Annotated in this window: 15 protein-coding genes; 7 read left to right on the top strand and 8 right to left on the bottom strand. The window is 62.6% G+C overall.

What is annotated here, in order from left to right; translation table 11 throughout:
- The first annotated feature begins 80 nt into the window (after positions 1 to 80).
- Entirely contained in the window at positions 81 to 1,724 is a 1,644-nt protein-coding gene (locus AC07OT_RS25210) for a sensor domain-containing diguanylate cyclase (RefSeq protein ID WP_495109315.1), read from the top strand.
- Positions 1,725 to 1,809: 85 nt separating this feature from the next.
- Here the strand turns inward: AC07OT_RS25210 and AC07OT_RS25205 are convergent, their stop codons facing one another.
- From AC07OT_RS25205 to AC07OT_RS25175, 7 genes are all read right to left on the bottom strand, one after another.
- The gene (locus AC07OT_RS25205; protein WP_495109314.1) at positions 1,810 to 3,129 is read right to left on the bottom strand and encodes an OprD family porin; all 1,320 of its coding nucleotides are present in this window, start codon (positions 3,127 to 3,129) and stop codon (positions 1,810 to 1,812) included.
- Positions 3,130 to 3,279: 150 nt separating this feature from the next.
- Positions 3,280 to 4,113 (bottom strand): phosphodiesterase, encoded by an 834-nt coding sequence (locus AC07OT_RS25200; RefSeq protein ID WP_495109313.1) that lies wholly within the window; start codon positions 4,111 to 4,113, stop codon positions 3,280 to 3,282.
- A gap of 10 nt (positions 4,114 to 4,123) precedes the next feature.
- Complete coding sequence (locus AC07OT_RS25195; RefSeq protein ID WP_495109312.1) at positions 4,124 to 5,155, bottom strand: ABC transporter ATP-binding protein; 1,032 nt, start codon at positions 5,153 to 5,155, stop codon at positions 4,124 to 4,126.
- The gene (locus AC07OT_RS25190; RefSeq protein ID WP_065924597.1) at positions 5,152 to 5,946 is read right to left on the bottom strand and encodes an ABC transporter permease; all 795 of its coding nucleotides are present in this window, start codon (positions 5,944 to 5,946) and stop codon (positions 5,152 to 5,154) included. The genes AC07OT_RS25195 and AC07OT_RS25190 overlap by 4 nt, the downstream gene beginning before the upstream one ends.
- The gene (locus AC07OT_RS25185) at positions 5,943 to 6,761 is read right to left on the bottom strand and encodes an ABC transporter permease (RefSeq protein ID WP_495109311.1); all 819 of its coding nucleotides are present in this window, start codon (positions 6,759 to 6,761) and stop codon (positions 5,943 to 5,945) included. The genes AC07OT_RS25190 and AC07OT_RS25185 overlap by 4 nt, the downstream gene beginning before the upstream one ends.
- Complete coding sequence (locus AC07OT_RS25180) at positions 6,762 to 7,766, bottom strand: ABC transporter substrate-binding protein (protein ID WP_495109310.1); 1,005 nt, start codon at positions 7,764 to 7,766, stop codon at positions 6,762 to 6,764.
- On the bottom strand, positions 7,750 to 8,769 hold the full coding sequence (locus AC07OT_RS25175) for a LacI family DNA-binding transcriptional regulator (protein WP_141155329.1): 1,020 nt from the start codon (positions 8,767 to 8,769) through the stop codon (positions 7,750 to 7,752). The genes AC07OT_RS25180 and AC07OT_RS25175 overlap by 17 nt, the downstream gene beginning before the upstream one ends.
- A 355-nt stretch (positions 8,770 to 9,124) precedes the next feature.
- Between AC07OT_RS25175 and AC07OT_RS25170 the strand changes: the two genes are divergently transcribed.
- Together AC07OT_RS25170 and AC07OT_RS25165 are read left to right on the top strand one after the other, a co-directional pair.
- Entirely contained in the window at positions 9,125 to 10,222 is a 1,098-nt protein-coding gene (locus AC07OT_RS25170; RefSeq protein ID WP_027607243.1) for a carboxynorspermidine decarboxylase, read from the top strand.
- A gap of 28 nt (positions 10,223 to 10,250) precedes the next feature.
- Positions 10,251 to 11,495, top strand: a complete 1,245-nt coding sequence (locus tag AC07OT_RS25165; RefSeq protein WP_495109309.1) for a saccharopine dehydrogenase family protein — start codon at positions 10,251 to 10,253, stop codon at positions 11,493 to 11,495.
- Between the two features lie 131 nt (positions 11,496 to 11,626).
- Here AC07OT_RS25165 and AC07OT_RS25160 read toward each other — a convergent pair whose 3' ends face one another.
- Positions 11,627 to 12,406: an IclR family transcriptional regulator gene (locus AC07OT_RS25160; protein WP_141155332.1), complete on the bottom strand. Its 780-nt coding sequence runs from the start codon at positions 12,404 to 12,406 to the stop codon at positions 11,627 to 11,629.
- A 215-nt stretch (positions 12,407 to 12,621) separates the two neighbouring features.
- Between AC07OT_RS25160 and AC07OT_RS25155 the strand changes: the two genes are divergently transcribed.
- The 4 genes from AC07OT_RS25155 to AC07OT_RS25140 are packed head-to-tail and all read left to right on the top strand — an operon-like array spanning position 12,622 to position 16,083.
- Entirely contained in the window at positions 12,622 to 13,404 is a 783-nt protein-coding gene (locus tag AC07OT_RS25155; RefSeq protein ID WP_027607246.1) for an ABC transporter substrate-binding protein, read from the top strand.
- Positions 13,401 to 14,069 carry an ectoine/hydroxyectoine ABC transporter permease subunit EhuD gene (gene ehuD, locus AC07OT_RS25150; protein WP_027607247.1) on the top strand — a complete coding sequence of 223 codons (669 nt, stop codon included), beginning with the start codon at positions 13,401 to 13,403 and terminating at the stop codon, positions 14,067 to 14,069. The genes AC07OT_RS25155 and ehuD overlap by 4 nt, the downstream gene beginning before the upstream one ends.
- Positions 14,066 to 14,818, top strand: a complete 753-nt coding sequence (locus AC07OT_RS25145) for an amino acid ABC transporter ATP-binding protein (RefSeq protein ID WP_027607248.1) — start codon at positions 14,066 to 14,068, stop codon at positions 14,816 to 14,818. The genes ehuD and AC07OT_RS25145 overlap by 4 nt, the downstream gene beginning before the upstream one ends.
- Positions 14,815 to 16,083: an NAD(P)/FAD-dependent oxidoreductase gene (locus AC07OT_RS25140; RefSeq protein ID WP_495101663.1), complete on the top strand. Its 1,269-nt coding sequence runs from the start codon at positions 14,815 to 14,817 to the stop codon at positions 16,081 to 16,083. Before AC07OT_RS25145 ends, AC07OT_RS25140 begins: the two co-directional genes overlap by 4 nt.
- The last annotated feature ends 55 nt before the right edge of the window (positions 16,084 to 16,138 follow it).

Below are 16,138 nucleotides of genomic sequence, written 5' to 3'. Positions count from 1 at the left end.
TGAATAGATCAACCTATTGCTGGTCGCGTCTCCTCTATTACGCATACCATGGCCCCAAACAACCATTCAAATGAGCCCCCATGATCAAAGCCAGCCTGCGTAGTCACCTCACCCTATGGTTTGCCGGGTTGTCGCTGCTCATTTTGTTGAGCGTGGGTTTCTATGTGGGGCATATCGCCACCGAGCAGATGAAACAGGCCAGTGCCAATACGCTGTTGAGCACTGCGCGCTCGACGGCGGCGCTGCTGGCGGTGCAATTGCGCGAACGGCAGTTGGAAGTGTCCTTGCTCAGCAAGGCCCCGCTGTTTCGCCGTGGCGACCTGGATGCACCGGACATCCTGGCCTTGATGGAACTGCGCACCCAATCGCGCGCCGAGTACGCGTGGATGGGGGTTGCCGACGCCGACGGGCGTGTGCGCCAGGCGGTCAATGGGCTGCTGGTCAATCAATCGGTGCAGCAACGCCCCTGGTTCCAGGCCGGCCTGCGCGGTGAGTACACCGGCGATCCCCACGAGGCAGTGCTGCTGGCCAAACTGCTGCCGGGTGCGGCGAATGGCGAGCCGCTGCGCTTTATTGACTTTGCCGCGCCGATTCGCAATGCCAGCGGCGACACGATTGGCGTGCTGGGCGCCCATGCCCACTGGCGCTGGGTGACGCAGATTGTCGCGTCCGCCGTGACGCAAAAAGACGCCCTCCCCGATATCGAGGCCTTGATTGTCGACTTCGATGGCAAGGTGCTTTACCCCGAAGCCCTCGCCGGTGAGCAGATGCCTAAAGACAAGCTGGTCCCGTCAACCGGCTGGTTCACAGACAACGGCTACGTCACCGCCTCGGTCGCCGTCCCCAGCCCGTCCAACGCGCGGGTGAGCTGGTACATCATGGTGCGCCAGCCGTTGGACGTAGCCCTGCAACCAGCGCGCAGTCTGCTGTACAAATTGCTCGTGCTCGGCCTGCTCGCAGCCATCAGCTTTGTAGTGGCCGCGTATTACCTCGCCTCCTCCCTCAGCCGTCCCATCGAGCGCCTGGCCAAGTCCGCCAAACAGGTGCAGGACCATCAGCCCGGCGCGGTCTTCCCCCAGGAACACCCGGTGCTGGAGATTGCCCAACTGGGGCAATCGCTCACCGGCATGACGCAATCGCTGCTCGCCAAGGAACGTGAACTGCAAGACGCCAACGCCTCCCTGGAAGCCACCGTGGCGCAACGCACCGCCGACCTCACCCAGGCCAACGCCGACCTGCTCAAGCTGGCCACCCACGATGCCCTCACCGGCGTGTTCAACCGGCGCCGCTTCGACGAAAAACTCGCCGAGAACAGCCTGCTGTTCCAACGTACCGGCCGCACCTTCGCCCTGCTGCTGATCGACGCCGACTATTTCAAGCGCGTCAACGATACCTACGGCCATGCCGTTGGCGATGATGTGCTGTGCCAACTTGCGGTGCTGATAGAAAGCACTACGCGCGCCACCGACTTCGTTGCCCGTTATGGCGGAGAAGAGTTCGCCGTGCTGCTGCCGGAAGTCGAAGAGCCGGACAGCCCTGACGTGGTCGCCGAAAAGATCCGTGTGGCTGTCGAGGCGGCAGTCTTTCCAAGCGTGGGTCGCCTGACCGTGAGTATCGGCGTGGGCGTGGCCGAGCCTTCTGACCGCGACTCCCTGGCATTGCTCAAGCGCGCGGACATGCGCTTGTATGAGGCCAAGGGCGCGGGCAGGAATCGGGTGGCGTGAGCACCACGGTCTTTTGGGGCCGCTTCGCAGCCCAACGGGAGCAAGCGCCCTCGCCACAGGTGGCGGGTCGGTTACTGCCTTGCGCTTACATCAACGGAATCGAATAACTCACAAACACCCGATTCTGGTCCTGGTCCCGCGCCACTTCACTGCGTGACACGCCGTTACGCCAGCCGAACCCGACGTTCTTGAATGTGCCGCTCTGCACCACGTAATCCAACGAGATGTCCCGCTCCCACTCGCTGGCGTCGTTGCCGCTGGTGGTGAGGATGTGGTCGCCCTTGAGGTACATGACCGAGGCCTTCAGGCCGGGTACACCCAACGACGCGAAGTCGTACGCGTACTGGGCAAAGGCGGTGCGTTCGCCGGCCTGGATGAAGGTCTGCACGGTACGGTCGGTGTAGAGGTACAGGCTGGCACCGCCCTCGCCTTTGTTCACCAGGCCGCCCTGGTTGAGTTGGGCGAAGTTGCTGTCGTCCGAGACTTGCTGGTAGCCGGCGGTGATCGCGTGCGGGCCGAGGGAGTAGATGAACGCGGCGCTCCAGGTGTTGTTGTCGATTTCACCGTTGCCGTTCTTGGTATAGCCGCCCAACTTGTAGCCTTCGGCACGGCCGGAGGCGCTGCTGTTTTTGCCGTCGGAGCGGGTATTGAAGTAGCGCAGGTCGGTTTTCAATGAGCCGTATTCGCCCAGCGGCAGTACGTGGATCAGCCCGGCGAAATGTTGTTGGTAATAGTCTTCGAGGTTGGCGTAGTAGTACTGGACCATCAGGTCCTTGGTCAGTTGGTAGTCCGCACCGGCGTAGGTGAATTTATTGCTCTCCCGGGTACCGCCCGCCGCTGCCAGACCGCTGCGGTCGCTGGAGCCGCGACCGGTGGTGTGCTCAAGCTGGCCGCCGACCAGGGTCAGGTTGTCGATGTCCTTGCTGGTGACCTGCCCGCCTTCGAACGACTGCGGCAACAGGCGGCCGTCGTTGCTCACCAGGATCGGCAGGTTCGGGCGCAGGTAGCCGTAGCGCGCTTCGGTCTTGGCAAAGCGTGCCTTGGCCGTTGCGCCACCACGGGCCCAGTTATCCGTGGCCTTGCCGTCTTCGGTGGGGATCATCGAGCTGCCGACATGGCGCGCGGCGCTGCTGTCAAGGGTCACGCCGAGCATGCCGATGGCGTCCAGGCCAAAACCGACGGTGCCGTCGGTAAAGCCCGACTGGTAGTTGAGGATAAAGGCCTGGCCCCACTCTTCGGTCTTCGACGGTGCCGCCGTGCCGTCGCGGTTGTCGTTATTGAAGTAAAAGTTACGCATGCTCAAGTTGGCTTTGCTGTCGCTCAAAAAGTCAGCAGACGCCAAGGGGCTCAGGGCAATGCCCAGGCCGCCGGTCAATACACTTAATACATTCAACGTGGCTTTCATCAGGACGAACTCCGGCGCGGAATCCAGGTTCCGGGCGCAAAAAATGGGCAGCAGGATGCCGTCGGCCAAATGTGAAGTTGGCCGGGGCGTTAACGGTTATTCAGTTGCTTAGTTGTTAGCGAGTTGAGTGAAGTGAAACCTCCGTAAACCTCAGTCAATCAATCCATGAGCGTCATAAAACGGGTACGGCCCCGGGTAATCCCCGAACACGCCGTTGTGGCTGATCAAGCCCTGTTGCGCATCCCAGCGATGCAACAGATACCCCGCCGGTTCCAGGTTGAAATGCGCGGGCGCGGCGTCCTGCAGGTCCAGCACAATCTGATGGGAAGTACCGGGGCACACACAACTCAGGCTGCCGCCAAAGCGTCGTTGCATGGGCCGGTGCAGGTGCCCGCACAGCAGGCGTTCCACTTGCGGGTGGCGAGACACGACTTTTTCCAATGCGGCGGCATTGATAAAGGGTTCGCGGTCCATATGGCCGATGCCGCTGATAAACGGTGGATGGTGCAGGATCAGCAACGTCGGAGCGTCCGGGCGTCGTGCCAGTTGCTCATCCAGCCATTGCAATTGGCTGTCCAGTAACTGCCCGCCATGGCCGCCGGGGATAGTCGAGTCCAGGCCGATCAGGCGCAGTGGATGCTCGTCCACCACCCAGTCCAACGGCCCCTCTGCCGACAACGGCAAATAGGCGTGATCACGGAATGCCTCGAGCAACGGCCCGCGTGTGTCGTGGTTGCCCGGCACCAGGTAGCACGGCATGTGCAGGCGCGCGAGTTCGGGGTGCAGCACGGCGTATTCATCGGCGCGACCGAAGTCCACCAGGTCACCGCTGATCACCACGATATCGGGTCGTGGGTGGCTGGCGTTCAAATGGTCGACGGCACGGCGCAGCGCACCCAGGGTATCGACCACCCCATACGTCAGGCGCTGGCCGGCTTTAAGGTGCAGGTCGCTGATTTGCGCAACAAGAAACGGACGATTCACAAGCAAACTCTCACGCATTCAGGGTGAACAACATGTGCGGCGCAATCGCCAGGGCAATCGGCGCGCCGACGGCGTACAGGTGGTTGTCGCTGCTGTCCACCAGCAGCGGTTGCGGGCCGCCCACGTCCACCAACAGGCGGCTTTGGGCGCCCTGGAAAAACTGCGCCACTAGATGGCCGTGCAAGTGCCCTTCGCTCTCCATCACCCGCAGGTGTTCGGGGCGGCAGTACACCGTGTTGGGCACGTCGGCGGCCTGCCACGGCAACTCGCCGCCGCAGACTTCCAGGCCATGGGTTGTTCGCGAGGTGACGGCAAAGGCATTGAGGTTGCCGACAAAACTGGCGACGAAGGCATTTGCCGGCTTTTGGTAGATCTCCCGTGGGCTGGCCAGTTGCGCGACGCGGCCGTGCTCCATCACCAGGATACGATCGCCCAGGGCCATGGCTTCGCCCTGGTCGTGGGTGACAAATACCGAAGTGATACCGAGGCCGCACAGCAGTTCATTCAGCTCGCTGCGCAGGCGCTCGCGCAATTGCGCATCCAGGGCCGCCAGCGGTTCGTCCAGCAACAGCACTTTAGGGCGAGGCGCCAGGGCACGGGCCAGGGCCACGCGTTGACGCTGGCCACCGGACAATTCGTGGATGCTGCGTTTGCCATGCTGTTGCAGGCCCACCAGTTCCAGCAGTTCCTCGCAGCGCTTGTTGCGCTCCAGAGCTGCCATGCCGCGAATCTTCAAGCCGTAGACGATATTGCCGGCCACATCGAGGTTGGGAAACAGCGCGTAGTTCTGGAACACCATGCCCACGTCGCGGCGCTCGATGGGCAGGCGGGTGACGTCGTCGGTGCCGAAAAAAACCTGGCCCACATCCGGGCGTTCCAGGCCGGCAATCAGGCGCAAGGTGGTGGTCTTACCGCAGCCGGACGGGCCGAGAATCGCCAGGGTTTCACCGCCTTCAACGGTCAGGTTCAGATCATGCACAGCCACGGTGCCGTCGGCGAACACCTTGCGACAGCCTTGCAGGCGGATAGTGATAGCGGTCATCGACGCTCTCCACGGGACAAACGAGCGCTGATGGCCTGCAACGCAATCAGCAGCGGTACGATCATCAGCAAAAAGATAAGGGTGTAGGCGCTGGCGATTTCCAGGCGCGCCGAGGCGTAGCTGTCGGCCAGGCCCACGGGCAATGTCTTGGTCATCGGTGTGTGGAGCATCCAGGTCAGGTTGAATTCGCCCAACGACAAGGTCACCACCATCAGCACGCCCGCCAGAATCCCCGCCCGGCAGTTGGGCACCACCACGCTGAAAAAGCGCTTGATCGGCCCGGCGCCCAGGCTGGCCGCCGCCTCTTCCAGCACCGGCAGTTGCTGGCGTTGCATCACCGCCATCACCGGACGTACCAGGAACGGCAAGGTGAACAACACATGGCCGACCAGGATGAACAGCCAACTGCTGCGAAACGTGCCGAACTGGCCGTAGGTGAGCAGCAACGCCAGCGCACTGGCCAGCCCCGGCATCGCCACCGGCAGCACCATCAGCTCTTCGAAGGCACGGCTGAAGCGGTTGTTCATGCGCACCAGCGCATACGCCGCCGGCACGCCGATCACGCAGACACACACCGCGCACGCCAGGGCCAATTGCAACGACAGCCATACGGTGGGCGAATAGGCCTGCCAGACCTGGATCAACCAGTCGAAGGTCAGGCCGCTGGACAGGCCGACGAAGAAATTGCGCGTCAACCCGGCCAGCAACGACATCAGCACCGGCACCAACATGAACGCGCACACCAGCAAAGTGAACAGCAGTTGCATCACAAACAGCGATGAGCGTTTCACAAGACTGTCCCCGCATTTTTCACCAGGCGTCGCGTGAGCAACAGCACCGCCCAGGTCACCGCGCCGAGCACCACCGACAACGCGGCGGCGACGGCAAAATTGGCGTAGTTGGTAAACACATTGTAGATCGCCACCGGCGTTACATTCAGGCGCGTGCCCAAGGTGAACGCGGTGCCGAAGGCGCCCATGGACGTGGCGAAGCAGATCGCGCCGCAGGACGCCAACGCCGGCGCCAGGCCCGGCACGATCACGTCGCACACCACCCGCCAGTGCCCTGCTCCCAGCGAATGCGCGGCTTCTTCCAGGCTGCGGTCGAGGCTTTCGCACGCGGCCATCACCGTGAGGATCACCCGCGGAATCGAGAAGTACAGGTAGCCGACAAACAGCCCGGCCAGCGAGTAGGCAAAGATCCAGCGCTCACCGGCCAATTGCAGGCCCAGGGACGCCAGCAGCCCCTGGCGCCCGGCCAGCAGGATCACCAGGAAGCCCACCACCACCCCGGGAAACGCCAGGGGAAACGTGAGCAAGGCCACCAGCGCCGAGCGCCCGAAAAAGCGCTGGCGCGCGAGAAATACGCCGCTGATGCCACCGATCAACAACGCGGTGAACGTCACCACGATCGCCAGCACGCAGGTCTGCGCCAGGCTACCCAGGTACTGCGCGCTGCTGAGCACCTGCCAATAGCCGCTGCCGTGGCTGTCGCGGCTGTCGGCGCCGAGCACCATCAAGTGCGCCAGCGGCAACAGCCAGAACGCGAACAGCACCGCAAAGGCCGGGGCCAGCGCCCAGGCTGCCTGTTTTGCCGATGCAGCCACTTACTTGACCTCGTTCAGGTAACGGGCGGCGAAGGCTTCCTGCACAGCGGCCATTTTCTGATAGTCCACCACACCGGCGCGGGCGTAATCGCTGTCGGGCAGGAACTGCGCGGCGACGTCGGCCGGCATGGTCACCGGGCGCACCGGGCGCAAGTAAGCCTTGGCCCAGAGGGCCTGGCCTTGGTCCGACAATACGAAGTCCAGCACCTTCTCGCCATTGGCGCGGTGCGGCGCGTTGGCCACCAGGCTCATCACATAGGGCACGCTGATGCTGCCTTCCTTGGGGATCACGAAGGCGACGTTGGCGTTGTCTTTGTAGCGGGCGCGGTAGGCGTTGAAGTCGTAGTCCACCAGGATCGGCAACTCGCCGGACAGCACCCGCGCATAGGCGGTCTGCTTGGGCACGATGGGGGCGTTTTTCGCCAGCTTCTGGAAGTAATCGATGGCCGGGGCGAAGTTGTCCAGGTCGCCGCCCATTGCGCGGTTGATCGCCACGGCAGAGACGTAACCGACGAAGGCGCTGGACGGGTCCAGGTAGCCGACCATGCCTTTGTATTGCGGCTTGAGCAGGTCGGCCCAGCTTTGCGGCACCGGCAGGCCACCCAATGCATCGACGTTGACCATGATGCCCAGGGTGCCGGAGTGGATCGCAAACCACTGGCCGGCGGGGTCTTTCAACCCGGCGGGGATCTGTTCCCAGCCCTTGGGCTTGTAACCCTCGACCACGCCGGCCTTTTGCGCCTGCAAGCCGAAGGTCACGCCGTAATACACCACGTCGGCGACGGGCGCGGCTTTTTCGGCCACCAGTTGCGCCAGGGACTGGCCGGAGTTCTTGTTGTCCAGCGGCACCTGCACCCCCGTGTCGGCGGCGATGGCCTTGAGCTGGGTGCCCCAGTCGGCCCAGTCCGGTGGGCAGTTGTAGCAAATCGCGGTGTCGGCGGCCTGGGCCAGGCTGGCCACGCCGCAGAGCAGCACGGCGGCCAGGGTTTTACTGAATGCGCGCATCAAGGAACTCCTCAAAGGGTTGGGTACTTTCGCCCGGCCGGATATGGCAAGGCAGGCAATGGGAAATGGGATCGTTGCCGGCGATCTGCGCCAGCAGTTGGTCAATCACCGTGCTGGCCAGCAGCGCGATGGGCTGCACCACGCTGCACAGGGTTGGGTGCATCTGGGTGCCGAGGGCAATGCCGTCGAAGCCCATCACCGACAGTTGCCCAGGTACATTCCAGGCGTTGCGGCGCAGCTCGGCGATCAGGCTGATCGCGAGGAAATCGTTGGAGCACACCAGCGCGCTGGGGGCGTCGGGGCCGTTGAGGTACGGCTGGATGGCAGCGAATTCGGCCTGGGTATGGGCGGGCATTTCGATCACCGCGCGGCTTTTGAGACCGTATGCCTTCATCGCGTCGCAGTAACCGGCATAGCGCAGGCGTGCACGGTCGGACTGCAAGGCGGGGCCGGCGACCATGCTGATGCGTCGATGGCCGGCCTCCAGCAGGTAGCGCGTGGCCAAGGCCATGCCGGCGCGGTTGTCCACCGACACGGCGCTGTAGTTGGGATTGCTCGGTTGGTGATAGGCCAGCACGAACGGCGTCCGTTCGGTATTCAGGCTGCTGAGCACGCTGTTGCTTTCGGCATCGGTGACCGTCAGCACCAGGCCATCGACGCGCTGGCGCAGCAGTTCTTCCACTACGATGCACTCGCGCTCGCTGCTGTAGTCGGTGGTCGCCAGCACCAGGCTGTAGCCACGCAAGCGTGCGGCGCGCTCCATGGCCTGGAACTGTTCGGCGAACACCGGGTTGAGCAGATTGGGCACCACCACGCCGATCAACTGGGTGGTTTGCAGGCGCAATTGGCGGCCGAGCAGGTTGGGCCGAAAGCCCAACTCACGGGCGGCGGCGAACACCTGCTCACGGGTGGCCGGGCGCACCTGGTCGGGGGAGGCAAAAGTGCGGGCGGCGGTCGCGCGGGATACGCCGGCCAGTCGCGCGACGTCTTTCAGGTCAGTCATGTTTACTCGCTTGAGATCGATCTCATTGGCGAGGACAGTAACGGCGGAATGTGGCAGGAAGGTGGTGGGCAGATGACGGTTTGATGGCAGTGCAGCAGAGGTACCTGGGGCCAAATGTGGGAGGGGGCTCGCCCCCGATAGCAGAGGGTCAATAAAGAATAGGCTGGCTGATACACCGCTATCGGGGGCAAGCCCCCTCCCACATTAGAGCGGTGTAAATGCATAGATAGTCATACTCAGTGGTTAGGATCGTAAAGCTGGCGCAGCAAAATCCGCCCACTAACCTTTCGATTCGATCCAAGTGCGGGCACAATGCGTGTCCTTTTTTGGCAGGCACCGCCGCAGGCTCTCAAAAATGATCAAAACGCCGTACTACCTCATCGATAAACAGAAGCTTCTGGTCAACATGCAGAAGATTGCTTACGTGCGCGAGCAGTCCGGCGCCAAGGCCCTGCTGGCGCTCAAGTGCTTTGCCACCTGGTCGGTGTTCGACCTGATGCAGGAATACATGGACGGCACCACCTCGTCGTCGCTGTACGAGTTGAAGCTCGGCCGCCAGAAGTTCGAAGGCGAGGCGCACGCCTACAGCGTGGCCTGGGCCGACGATGAAATCGAAGAGATGCTCGATAACTGCGACAAGATCATCTTCAACTCCATCAGCCAGCTGCAGCGTTTTGCCGAACGCAGCGAAGGCAAGACCCGCGGCCTGCGCGTCAACCCGCAGGTAAGCAGCTCCGACTACCTGCTGGCCGACCCGGCGCGTCCATTCAGCCGCCTGGGCGAATGGGACCCGGTGAAGATCGAAGGCGTGATCGAACAGATCTCCGGCTTCATGTTCCACAACAACTGCGAGAACGGCGACTTCAACCTGTTCGACCAGATGCTGAACACCATCGAAGAACGCTTCGGCGCGCTGCTGCACAAGGTCAACTGGGTCAGCCTCGGCGGCGGCATCCACTTCACCGGTGAAGGCTATGCCATCGACGCCTTCTGCCAGCGCCTCAAGGCGTTCTCGCAGAAGTACGACGTGCAGGTCTACCTGGAACCCGGCGAAGCGGCGATCACCAACAGCGCCTCCCTGGAAGTCACCGTGCTCGACACCCTCTACAACGGCAAAAATCTCGCCGTCGTCGACAGCTCCATCGAAGCCCACCTGCTGGACCTGCTGATCTATCGCCTCAACGCCAAGCTGGCGCCGAGCGAGGGCGAACACACCTACATGGTGTGCGGCAAATCCTGCCTGGCCGGGGACATCTTCGGCGAGTATCAATTTGATCGTCCGCTGGCCATCGGCGATCGGCTGTCGTTCATCGACACCGCGGGCTACACCATGGTCAAGAAAAATTGGTTCAACGGCCTGAAAATGCCGTCCATCGTAGTGAAACAACTCGACGGTACAGTCGAGGTGGTTCGTGAATTTGGTTACGACGACTACCTGTCCAGCCTTTCGTAAGCTGGCGGATAAAGGAGAGATAAAGCAATTGAAAAAGAACGTTCTTATCATTGGTGCAGGAGGTGTCGCCAAGGTGGTGGCCCACAAGTGCGCGCAGCACAACGACGAACTCGGTCGTATTGCTATCGCGTCGCGCAACATCTCCAAATGCCAGGCCATCATCGACAGCGTCAAGGCCAAGGGTAGCCTCAAGGTTCCCGCCGACATCCAGGCCTTCGCGCTGAACGCCCTGGACGTGGAAGCGACCAAGGCCCTGATCCGCGAGACCGAATCGCAGATCGTCATCAACGTGGGTTCCGCATTCCTCAACATGTCGGTACTGCGTGCCTGCATCGACACCGGCGTCGCCTACCTCGACACCGCCATCCACGAAGAGCCGGGCAAGGTCTGCGAGACCCCACCGTGGTACGGCAATTACGAATGGAACCACCTGGAAGAGTGCAAACAGAAGAACATCACCGCCATCCTTGGCGTGGGCTTCGACCCGGGTGTCGTCAACGCGTATGCCGCGCTGGCGCAGCAACAGCATTTCGACTGCATTGATTCGATCGACATCCTCGACGTCAATGCCGGCTCCCATGGCAAATATTTCGCCACCAATTTCGATCCGGAAATCAACTTCCGCGAATTCACCGGGCAGGTGTGGAGCTGGCAGAACAGCCAGTGGACCAGCAACACCATGTTCGAAGTCAAACGCACCGACGACCTGCCGGTCGTGGGTTCGCAGAACCTCTACCTCACCGGCCACGATGAAGTGCACTCGCTGTCGAAAAACCTCGACGTGCCCAACGTGCGTTTCTGGATGAGCTTCGGCGAACACTACATCAACGTGTTCACCGTGCTGAAAAACCTCGGCCTGCTCTCCGAGAAGCCGGTCACCACCGCCGAAGGCCTGGAAGTGGTGCCGTTGAAAGTGGTCAAGGCCGTGCTGCCCGACCCGTCGTCCCTGGCCCCGGGCTACACCGGCAAGACCTGCATCGGCGACCTGGTCAAAGGCACCAAGGATGGCCAGCCGCGTGAGATGTTCATCTACAACGTGGCGGATCACGAAGAAGCCTTCGCCGAGACCGACAGCCAGGGCATCTCCTACACCGCAGGCGTTCCACCGGTAGCCGCCGCGCTGCTGGTCGCCCGGGGCGAGTGGGATGTGAAACACATGGCCAACGTCGAGGAACTGCCGGCTGAGCCGTTCCTCAAGGCGCTGGACGTGATGGGCCTGCCGACTCGCATCAAAGACGAGAACGGTGACCGGGCCTGGGATGCAATGGCCTGACAGGCCATAGCGAACCGAACAGAATGTGGGAGGGGGCTTGCCCCCGATAGCGGTGGATCAGCAAGCAGCTGCTCGCTGACACACTGCAATCGGGGGCCGGCCCCCTCCCACATTTGCATCTGCATTGCCGGTTATTCCAGGTTCCGCGCCGAGTTGCTCAATGCCCTGGAGCATTGCAACAGCGCCGGCGCCAGCTGCTTCTCCGCATCCGCCCTGCTCCACCGACTGGTCGGCGCCACCACATGCACCGCCGCCACCGGGCGGCCATTGGCGCCCAGCACCGGCGCGCCGATGGTCATGTCGCCGAGGAACAGCTCCTGGGCATTCACCGCATAACCCTGCTCGCGCACCTGCTGCAACGATTCCAGAATGCCCGCCACGTCCGTCAACGTCTGGCTGGTGTGTGCCACCCGCTGGCTGTGCTCGATCAGCGCCAACGCCTCCTCCTGCGGCAATGCACTCAGAAACGCCCTCCCCGACGCCGTACAGTACATCGGCACCCGCGAGCCGATCGGCATATGCACCGGTACAAAACCCGCGCTGACAAAGCGCGCGATATAGGTCATGTCGTAGCCCGCCGGCTCCGTCAGGCACGAGGTCTCGCCTGTGAGCCGGGTCAGTTCCGACAGAAACGGGTTGGCCACCTCGATCAATGAATGCGCATCCAGGTAGCTGAACCCCAACTCCAGCACCCGGGGGGTGAGTTGGTAATGCCGTGTGCGGGAGTGTTTCCGAAGGTAACCCAGGCTTTCAAGGGTAAACACCATGCGCTGGGCCGAGCTTTTGGTCATGCCAGCGGCCTCGGCCACCTCTGCAAGGCTCATGCTGCGGCGCTGGGCGCTGAATGCCTTGAGCACCGACAGGCCTTTTTCAAGGGATTGGTTGTGCAGACTGTTGCGTTCTTCGGACATGGCGAACTCGCGGTCAGGTGGATCAGGCGTGGCGATATTACTACCCCAAATCACAAAAATAGACCATTAAATATCGCATATCGATACGAATAGTTCATTTTGTCGATTTTATATAGCTTAATTCGATTTACTTGAATCGAAATGGCACAGAGCTTGCGATTTCATCGGTAACCGCTCGCGGTACTGACTTTCCGTTTTCCTTCTGGAGTAGCCCGATGAACAGTCTTTCGCCCTTGTTTCGCCGCCTTGCCTTCGGTGTGTGCGCCACACTCTGCGTCAGCGCCGCGCACGCAGAAAGTGCGTCCACGTACAAAGTCGGTGCAACCGCCAGTGGGTCGCCGTTCACCTTCCTCGATATCAAGACCAACAGCATCCAGGGCGTGATGGTCGACGTCGCCGAGGCAGTGGGCAAGGCCGGCGGCTTCACCAGCCAGATCGAACAGACCAACTTCGCCGCGCTGATCCCCTCCCTCACCTCCGGCAAGCTCGACTTCATTTCCGCCGGCATGCTCAAGACCGAAGAGCGCACCAAGGTCGTCGACTTCAGCGCCCCGGTGTACGCCTACGGTGAGGGCCTGATCATCAATGCCGACGACAGCGCCGCCTACCCCGACCTCACGCCGCTCAAGGATCAGGTGGTCGGCGTACAGGCCGGCACGGTGTTCTACGACCAACTGAACAAGCTGGGGATTTTCAAGGAGATTCGCACCTACGACTCCATCGGCGAGATGGTCCGCGACCTGTCCCTGGGGCGCATCAAGGCGGCGGTCGGCGACCAGCCGGTGGTGGCCTACCAGATTCGCCAGAAGCTGTTCAAAGGCGTGAAGCTCGCCCCCGACTACCAGCCCACCAACGTCGGCGAAGTCTGCCTGGTGGTACGCAAAGGCGATGCGCAAACCCTCGGGCGCCTGAACACCGCCATCGCCAGCATCAAGGCCGACGGCACCCTGGACAGCATCCTCAAGAAGTGGGGACTTGATACCCAGGTGCGTCCATGAACCCGGCCGAGTTCCTGCAAAACGCCCGGGACTTCCTGCCGATTCTGCTGCAAGGCGCCTGGGTGACGATCCAGATCACCGTGCTGTCGTTCCTGCTCAGCAGTGCGATCGGCCTGGTGCTGGCGCTGCTCAAGCTGTCGCCGATTCGCACGCTGTCATGGGTGGCCAGCACCATCATCAACGTGATCCGTGGCCTGCCGATCATCGTGCAGCTGTTCTACATCTACTTCGTGCTGCCGGACATGGGCGTGCACCTCACGGCGTTCTACGCCGGGGTGATCGGCATGGGCATCGCCTACTCGGCATACCAGGCCGAGAACTTCCGCACCGGCATCATTGCCGTGGAACAGGGCCAGCGTGAAGCCGCCGAAGCCCTGGGCATGCGCTCGGCGCTGATGATGCGCCGGGTGATCCTGCCCCAGGCGTTTCGCATCGCCCTGCCGCCCTACGGCAACACCCTGGTGATGATGCTCAAGGATTCGTCCCTGGTATCCACCATCACCGTCGCCGAGATGACCCGCCAAGGCCAACTGATCGCCTCGTCGACCTTCCAGAACATGACCGTCTACACCCTGGTCGCCCTGCTCTACCTGCTGATGAGCCTGCCGCTGGTGTATGGCCTGCGTCGTATGGAGCAGCACCTGGGGCGGAGGAAAAAAGCATGATCGAGATTCGTCAGTTGCAAAAACATTACGGCAGCCACCGCGTCCTGCACGGCGTTGACCTCGACGTGGCCAAGGGCGAAGTGGTGTGCCTGATCGGCCCCTCGGGCTCGGGCAAATCCACCCTGCTGCGCTGCATCAACGCGCTGGAAGCCTACGATGGCGGCCACATCAACGTGTTCGGCGAAACCGTGCAACGCGGCAGCAAAACCGTGCACGCGTTGCGCAGCCGCATGGGCATGGTGTTTCAGCGCTTCAACCTGTTCCCCCACCGCACCGTGCTGGAAAACGTGATGGAAGGTCCGGTGTATGTCAAAGGCGAACCGCTCAAGCAGGCCCGCGAAGAGGCCCTGGTGTTGCTGGACAAGGTGGGCCTGAGCGCCAAGGCCGACGCCTACCCCGAACAGCTCTCCGGCGGCCAGCAGCAACGCGTGGCCATCGCCCGCGCCCTGGCGATGAAACCTGAAGCCATGCTGTTCGACGAACCCACCTCGGCCCTCGACCCTGAACTGGTGGGCGATGTCCTGGCGGTAATGCGCACCCTGGCCGACGAAGGCATGACCATGATCGTGGTCACCCACGAAATGGGCTTTGCCCGCGAAGTCGCCGACCGCGTGTGCTTCCTGCATGGCGGCTACATCGTCGAGAGCGGCCCGGCCGAGCAGGTGCTGGGCGATCCACAGCATGCACGTACCCAGGACTTCCTGCGGCGCGTGCTGCACCCCACCGGCAACACGCGGAGCCTGTCATGAAATCATTGTGGTCGGCGACGGCGCCCTCCGTGGTGCCGACGCCTGCGCTGGGTGAGTCGGTGAAAGTGGATGTGGCGATTGTCGGCGCGGGGTATACCGGCCTGTCGACAGCCCTGCATCTGGCCGAGCGCGGGGTCAGCGTGTGCGTGCTGGAAGCCAATGAGCCCGGCTGGGGCGCATCGGGACGCAATGGCGGGCAGGTCAACCCGACGCTCAAGTACGACCCGGAGCAACTGGTGCAGATGTACGGGCCGGAGCAGGCCGAGCCGTTGATCTCGACAGTGTCGAACTCGGCGGACCTGGTGTTCACGTTGATCGACAGGCACGGCATTGATTGCGCGCCGGTGCGCAAAGGCTGGATGCAGGTGTCGTACACGCAAAAGGGCGTGGCCGGCCTGCATGCGCGAGCCGAGCAATGGGCGCGGCGCGGCGTGCCGGTACAGCGCCTGGATGCGGCGGCGGTGGCATCGCGCATGGGCAGCGAGGCATTTGCCGGCGGCTGGCTGGATGGCCGCGCCGGGGCGATTCAGCCGCTGGCGTATGCCCGTGGGCTGGTCGGCGCGGCGTTGGCGGCGGGTGTTCGCATTCATGGTCACAGCGCAGTGACAGGGTTACAGCGCCAGGGCCCGGGATGGCAACTGCAGACCGCTGGCGGTGCGCAGGTGATGGCCGATCAAGTGGTGCTGGCCACCAATGGCTACAGCGGCAGCCTGTGGCCGGGCATGGCGCAGAGCATCCTCGCGGCGAACAGTTTTATCGTCGCCACCAAACCGCTGCGTGGGCGTGCGGCAGAGAGCATCTTGCCGGGACAGGAAACCGTATCCACCGCACAACGGCTGCTGCTGTACTTTCGCAAAGACAGTCATGGGCGCTTACTGATGGGCGGACGCGGGCTGTTCAACGACCCCACGTCACCGGCCGATTTTGCCCACCTGGAGCGCTCCCTGGCGCTGCTCTTTCCGCAATTGGGCCCGCTGGAGTTTGAGTACCGCTGGGCCGGGCGTATCGCAATCACGCGGGACTTCATGCCCCATGTCCACGAACCGGCACCGGGCCTGACCTTGGCGCTGGGCTGCAATGGCCGTGGCATCGCATTGTGTACCAGCCTGGGGCAGCAACTGGCCGGGCGGTTGTGCGACAGCCAGGCTGAATTTGCCTACCCGGTCACGCCGCTGCAGCGCTTGCCGATGCACGGATTGCAGCGGTTTTACATTGGTGCAGGGGTGGCTTGGTACAGCTTGTTGGATCGGCTCAATATCAGCTGAGTCCTAATTGCAGGCACGCTGAAAACCGTTATCCCTCACAGGTCCTTTGGTACGC

The organism is Pseudomonas sp. GW821-FHT09C10 (assembly GCF_059418085.1).
Note: the sequence above shows the minus strand (reverse complement) of the source record. Positions and strands in the feature narration are given on the sequence as shown.

Excerpts from the sequence above, each read along its gene's own strand:
- AC07OT_RS25210 (WP_495109315.1), top strand. The coding sequence starts at position 81 with ATGATCAAAGCCAGCCTGCGTAGTCACCTCACCCTATGGTTTGCCGGG.
- AC07OT_RS25205 (WP_495109314.1), bottom strand. The coding sequence starts at position 3,129 with ATGAAAGCCACGTTGAATGTATTAAGTGTATTGACCGGCGGCCTGGGC.
- AC07OT_RS25195 (WP_495109312.1), bottom strand. The coding sequence starts at position 5,155 with ATGACCGCTATCACTATCCGCCTGCAAGGCTGTCGCAAGGTGTTCGCC.
- AC07OT_RS25180 (WP_495109310.1), bottom strand. The coding sequence starts at position 7,766 with ATGCGCGCATTCAGTAAAACCCTGGCCGCCGTGCTGCTCTGCGGCGTG.
- AC07OT_RS25175 (WP_141155329.1), bottom strand. The coding sequence starts at position 8,769 with ATGACTGACCTGAAAGACGTCGCGCGACTGGCCGGCGTATCCCGCGCG.
- AC07OT_RS25170 (WP_027607243.1), top strand. The coding sequence starts at position 9,125 with ATGATCAAAACGCCGTACTACCTCATCGATAAACAGAAGCTTCTGGTC.
- AC07OT_RS25160 (WP_141155332.1), bottom strand. The coding sequence starts at position 12,406 with ATGTCCGAAGAACGCAACAGTCTGCACAACCAATCCCTTGAAAAAGGC.
- AC07OT_RS25155 (WP_027607246.1), top strand. The coding sequence starts at position 12,622 with ATGAACAGTCTTTCGCCCTTGTTTCGCCGCCTTGCCTTCGGTGTGTGC.
- ehuD (WP_027607247.1), top strand. The coding sequence starts at position 13,401 with ATGAACCCGGCCGAGTTCCTGCAAAACGCCCGGGACTTCCTGCCGATT.
- AC07OT_RS25145 (WP_027607248.1), top strand. The coding sequence starts at position 14,066 with ATGATCGAGATTCGTCAGTTGCAAAAACATTACGGCAGCCACCGCGTC.
- AC07OT_RS25140 (WP_495101663.1), top strand. The coding sequence starts at position 14,815 with ATGAAATCATTGTGGTCGGCGACGGCGCCCTCCGTGGTGCCGACGCCT.